Below are 5,227 nucleotides of genomic sequence, written 5' to 3'. Positions count from 1 at the left end.
CCCCCCCCCCCCCCCCCCACTCCAAGACACACAACGAGGAGATTGCTAGCTCCAGCACACTCCCACAATAACTGGTACAGCGAACGGGGGCATTGCACTCGCACTCTCGCACTCTCGCACTCTCGTACTCTCGTACTTTCGTACTTTCGTACTGCCGTCTCCCGCACTCACGCACCCAGCACTCACGCACTTCCCTTCCCTTCCCTTTCCGCTCGCCCGCGCCTTGCATAACCTTGGCCTCCAGCACTACGCTGAGCCCGTGCCGGCGCCGCCGGCGTGCTCCGACCCGTCGCCCGAGACTACCTCCATGCGCAAGCCGCTTCTGCTGGCCGCCCTGTCCGCCGTCGTCCTGGGGACGGCGGGGTGCCCCATCGCACGTCCAAAAGCGTATCCGCTTCCCCAGTGGAACGAGTCGCTGCTCGTAAGCACCGAGCGCCTGGCGGCCCGGCTGAACGATCCGCGCGTCGTAGTGGTGCACGTGGGGCGCGACCGCACCTCGTACGACGCGGGGCACATTCCCGGCGCGCGGTTTCTGCCGCTGTCGTCCATCGTCACCGAGCGCGACGGCAACCCCAACGAGCTTCCCGACGCCGCCGCGCTGGAAACCGCGCTGGAGGCCGCGGGCATCTCCGACAACTCGCGCGTGGTCCTGTACGGCGACCTTCAGGGGCTGCTGGCGGCCCGCGCCTTCTTTACACTGGACTACGCCGGGCACCAGGACCATGCGCTGCTGGACGGCGGGCTGGAGGCGTGGCGCGCCGAGAACCGCCCCGTGAGCACGGAAGCCCCCGCCGCGCGCACGGGCTCGCTCACGGTGCGCCCGCGCAGGGAACTGGTGGTGGACGCCGCCTGGGTGAACCAGCATCGCGCGGACAGCAGTGTGGTGCTCATCGACGCGCGTCCGCCGGCCGAGTTCACCGGGCAGACGCCGGGCGAGGGCATCACCCGCCCCGGTCACATTCCCGGCGCGCACAACATCTTCTGGCGCACGGCGCTGCGGTCGGAAACGGACCCGCGCCTCCGCTCGCCCGAGGTGCTGGCCTCCGCCTTTACCCTGGCGGACGCGGCGCAGCGCGACACCGTAGTGGTCTACTGCCGCACCGGCGTGCAGGCCAGCATGACGTACTTCATCGCCCGCTACCTGGAGCGCACGGTGCGCATGTACGACGGGTCGTTCATCGACTGGAGCCGCCGGGGCGCTGAGTTCCCGGTGGAGCGCTGAGGAGGGGATGATGGCGGAAACCAGGGCGACCGTCGCCTGCAACCACTGCGGACGGCTGAACCGGGTGGACCTGGCACGCGCCGCGGACGGCCCGCGCTGCGGGCAGTGCAAGCAGGCCATCGCGCTCGACCATCCCATGTACCTGACCGACGCCTCGTTCGACCGCGTCGTGGCGGATTCGCCCGTTCCGGTGGTGGTGGACTTCTACGCCGACTGGTGCGGGCCCTGCAAGATCATGGCGCCGGTGCTGGACATGGCGGCGCGGGAGCGGATGGGGACGGTGCTGGTGGCCAAGGTGGATACGGACCGCAATCCCACGGTGTCGATGCGCTTCAACATCCGCTCCATCCCCACCCTCGTCGTCATGAACGGCGGACGGGAGACGGCGCGGGAGATGGGCGCCATTCCCCGCACGCGGTTGAACGCCCTGATCGACGCGGCCCTCCGCTGACGGACGGAGTACCCGTGCGCGTGGCGGGAACCGGGCGCTTTCTCCCCGCCCGGGTGCTGGCCAACGCGGAACTGGCGGCGCTGGCCGGCGTGTCGGAGGAGTGGATCATCCGCCGCACCGGCATCCACGAACGCCGCGCCGCCGCGGACGGAGAGGGCGCCGCGGCCATGTCGCTCCCGGCCGCGCGCGCCGCGCTGGGGGCGGCGGGGCTCGCGCCCGAGGCGCTGGACGTCGTCATCGTCGCCACCACCACGCCGGACCACCTTACGCCCCCCACCGCCTGCGAAGTGCAGGCGGCTCTGGGGGCGTTTGGCGCGGCCTGCTTTGACGTGGAAGCGGGGTTCGCGGGATGGCTGTACGCGCTGGTGCTGGGCGAGTCGCTGCTGCGCTCCGGGCACGGCGCCGCTGCGCTGGTGATCGGGGTGGAAAAGCTGTCGACGGTGACGGACCGCGCGGACCCGTCCACCGGGCCGCTGTTCGGGGACGGCGCCGGGGCGGTGGTGCTGGTGCGCGACCCGGGGCCGCTCGCCATCCGCAGCACGTCGTGGTGGGCGGACGGGCGGCTGGCCGATGCCCTGCAGCGTCCCGCTGGCGGCGCGCTGCGCCCGTTCAACGCGGAGGTGCTGGACGAGGGCGCGCACCTGCTGCGGATGGAGGGAACGCGGCTGTTCAAGGCCGCGGTGCGCACCATGGCGGTGCAGGCGCAGACGGCGCTGGAGCGCGCCGGGCTGTCGCTGTCCGACGTGGGCCTGGTGGTGCCGCACCAGGCCAACCTGCGCATCATCGAGGGGCTGATCCGCGAACTGGAGCTGGACGCGGACCGCGTGTTCATCAACATCGACCGCTACGGCAACACCGGCGCGGCCACCATCCCCATCGCGCTGGACGAAGCCGTGCGCGCGGGACGCACCGGTGGCGGCCCCGTCCTCCTCGTCAGCTTTGGCGCGGGGGCCACGGCCGGCGCCGCCGTCCTCGGCTGACGCGGTCACCCGGCGGGGCTCACCTCGGCCCCTGAGCGTCATCGTGAGGGAGCGCCACGCCGTTCTCTCCGGCCGCGCCGGACTTCGTGCGACCGAAGGATCCCGGGCCGAAGCATCGGCCGGGACGCTGGCCGGCGCAGCGTGCCCCAGCCTCTTCCCCGCGTCCGCGACTCCCGACGCGCGCCGCGCAGCACGTCGTGCTTGGGACGCCGTGGCGCGGGATTCTTCAGTCGGCGCCGGAGTCCGTGCAGTCGGACGCTCGCCGCGGCGCCTCCTTCAGAATGACACGCACGCTCCGTCGCTCAAGGACAGTCGTGCCGGTACGCATTCCGAACCTGGGCCGCCGTCCTGGGCTCGGCGGATTCAAGCCACGGGTCCCACCCCGGGTCCTTCGGCCTCCAATGAGGCTCAGCCCTCCGCGGCCGCCGGGCTGAGCTGGACGTCGAAGCTCAACTCGGTGTCCGGCGCGAGCGAGTTGCTGACGGAGCAGTACTTGTCGAAGGAGAGCTGGGCGGCGCGCTCCACGTGCTCCAGCGGCGAGTCCGCCGCGACGTGAAAGGTGAGCCGCGCCTGCGTGACCCGCCGCGGCGGCGACGGTGCGCGGGAAAACTGCACGAAAACGCGCACGGAAGTGGGCGGCGTGCGGCGCTTCTCCAGGTAGTCTACCACGTCGATGGCGCTGCACGAGGCCATGGCGATGATGAGCGTGTCCACGGGCGTGGGCCCCGCCTCGCTGTTGCCGTCCACCACCAGCGAGGGCCCGCCGGGCCGGCCGCCGCGGTAGCGCATTCCGCCCTCCCACGTGACCTCGATAGGGTGATCTACTGGTACTCCCTCTGGCATCTGCGTCTCCGTGGGTCGGTTTGTATTAGCTGATTGCGACCCGCATGGTAGAGGGTCCGCGCTGTGCCGTCCAGTGCAACCGTGGTCACCGGACAAGGCACCTCTCCGTCTTCCACCCCGTGCTCAACTACTAATCTTGTACTAGTCTGAGACAGATTAGTAGATCTGCGGCGACATCTACTAATTCAGGATGAGTTAGTACGACTTTAGTAGGAGCGCCGGGGGATCGGTGAGCGTCGCGGATCCCACGGCGGCCCCCACCCGGGTTCGCACTACTCACCCACCCTCCCCCAAACAGACTGGGGGAGGGTTGTTGGGGCGGAGAATCGGTGTGTTGGGCACAGTCTTGTCGAACTCTCTTGAGCGGATGAATCCGCCGCTCCAGAAGCGGTAAGCCCCGACACGGCGCCACAGGCGCGCCGTTCGGGGCTTCAACTGCATCCCAGACGCGAGATACGGGGTGGATCCCCCCTCTCCGCGCGGCTGTTTGCGCGGGGAGGGGCTGGGGGAGGGGCGTAGTTGCCGTGTGCCCCCTCTCCCACATCGGTTCGTGGGAGAGGGTGGACGCGTCTCAGCGCGGACGGGTGAGGGCCACACCCTCCGCCGCACCACCCGCCTCCATCCTGATCATCCAGTCCCACCGAGCCTCCATCCCGTCCGAAAAGAACAACCGGCCCGGCTCTCGGACGGAGAGCCGGGCCGATCTGTCATCAACCATCCACGAAGTCGCGGATCAGGCTTCCGCGTACATCTCCATGGGCGGGCAGCTGCACACCAGGTTGCGGTCGCCTGCGGCGTTGTTCACGCGCGCCACGTGCGGCCAGAACTTGCGCTCCCGCACGAACGGCGCGGGGAAGGCCGCCCGCTCGCGGCTGTACGCGTGGCTCCACTCGTCTCCCGTCACCGCGGCGACGGTGTGCGGCGCATGCTTGAGCGGGTTGTCGTGCCGGTCCATGATGCCCAGCTCCACCTCGCGGATCTCCTCGCGAATGCTGATCATCGCCTCGCAGAAGCGGTCCAGCTCGCCCAGCGACTCGCTCTCCGTGGGCTCGATCATCATCGTCCCCGCGACCGGGAAGGAGACGGTGGGCGCGTGGAAGCCGTAGTCCATCAGCCGCTTGGCCACGTCCTCCACCTCGATCCCCGCCGACGCCTTGAGCTGGCGCAGGTCGATGATGCACTCGTGCGCCACCGTGCCGTTGGCGCCGCGGTACAGCACCGGGTAGTGCTCCTGAAGCCGCTGCGCGACGTAGTTGGCGTTCAGGATCGCGACTTCCGTGGCGCGCTTGAGCCCCTCCGCCCCCATCAGGTGGATGTAGATGTAGCTGATGGGAAGAATGCTGGGGCTGCCCCACGGCGCCGCGGACACCGCCGCGCCACCGCCCACGGGGATCACCGGGTGGCCGGGAAGGAAGGGCGCCAGGTGCTCCGCCACGCAGATGGGGCCCATGCCCGGGCCGCCGCCGCCGTGCGGAATGCAGAACGTCTTGTGCAGGTTCAGGTGGCACACGTCCGCGCCAAAGTCGCCCGGACGGCACAGCCCCACCTGCGCGTTCATGTTGGCGCCGTCCATGTACACCTGCCCGCCGCGCTGGTGCACGATGTCGCAGATCTCGCGGATCGTGGTCTCGAACACGCCGTGCGTTGACGGGTAGGTGATCATCAACGCCGCGAGGTCGTCCTTGTGCTGATCCGCCTTCACGCGCAGATCGGCCAGATCGACATCGCCCG

Annotated in this window: 4 protein-coding genes and 1 pseudogene; 3 read left to right on the top strand and 2 right to left on the bottom strand. The window is 69.9% G+C overall.

Going from position 1 to position 5,227, the window contains the following annotated elements; all coding sequences use genetic code 11:
* Positions 1–307: 307 nt before the first annotated feature.
* Genes VF665_RS13225 through VF665_RS13215 form a run of 3 tightly spaced genes read left to right on the top strand, consistent with a single transcriptional unit; the run spans position 308 to position 2,653 of the window.
* Positions 308–1,222 carry a sulfurtransferase gene (locus VF665_RS13225; RefSeq protein ID WP_331053902.1) on the top strand — a complete coding sequence of 305 codons (915 nt, stop codon included), beginning with the start codon at positions 308–310 and terminating at the stop codon, positions 1,220–1,222.
* 10 nt (positions 1,223–1,232) lie between these two features.
* Positions 1,233–1,673: a thioredoxin gene (trxA, locus tag VF665_RS13220; protein ID WP_331053901.1), complete on the top strand. Its 441-nt coding sequence runs from the start codon at positions 1,233–1,235 to the stop codon at positions 1,671–1,673.
* Positions 1,674–1,687: 14 nt separating this feature from the next.
* Positions 1,688–2,653 (top strand): beta-ketoacyl-ACP synthase 3, encoded by a 966-nt coding sequence (locus VF665_RS13215; protein WP_331053900.1) that lies wholly within the window; start codon positions 1,688–1,690, stop codon positions 2,651–2,653.
* Positions 2,654–3,061: 408 nt separating this feature from the next.
* Here the strand turns inward: VF665_RS13215 and VF665_RS13210 are convergent, their stop codons facing one another.
* Both VF665_RS13210 and VF665_RS13205 read right to left on the bottom strand, forming a co-directional pair.
* Positions 3,062–3,496 carry an OsmC family protein gene (locus VF665_RS13210; RefSeq protein WP_331053899.1) on the bottom strand — a complete coding sequence of 145 codons (435 nt, stop codon included), beginning with the start codon at positions 3,494–3,496 and terminating at the stop codon, positions 3,062–3,064.
* A gap of 733 nt (positions 3,497–4,229) precedes the next feature.
* A pseudogene (locus tag VF665_RS13205) lies at positions 4,230–5,227 on the bottom strand (glycine dehydrogenase (aminomethyl-transferring)); the annotation flags it as partial.

This window comes from Longimicrobium sp. (assembly GCF_036387355.1).
Lineage (GTDB): Bacteria > Gemmatimonadota > Gemmatimonadetes > Longimicrobiales > Longimicrobiaceae > Longimicrobium.
The sequence above is the reverse complement of the archived record's forward strand: the minus strand, read 5'-3'. Positions and strand labels throughout refer to the sequence as shown.

What these genes read in the sequence shown, in the direction of transcription:
- VF665_RS13225 (WP_331053902.1), top strand. Translation starts at nt 308, where the DNA reads ATGCGCAAGCCGCTTCTGCTGGCCGCCCTGTCCGCCGTCGTCCTGGGG.
- trxA (WP_331053901.1), top strand. Translation starts at nt 1,233, where the DNA reads ATGGCGGAAACCAGGGCGACCGTCGCCTGCAACCACTGCGGACGGCTG.
- VF665_RS13210 (WP_331053899.1), bottom strand. Translation starts at nt 3,496, where the DNA reads ATGCCAGAGGGAGTACCAGTAGATCACCCTATCGAGGTCACGTGGGAG.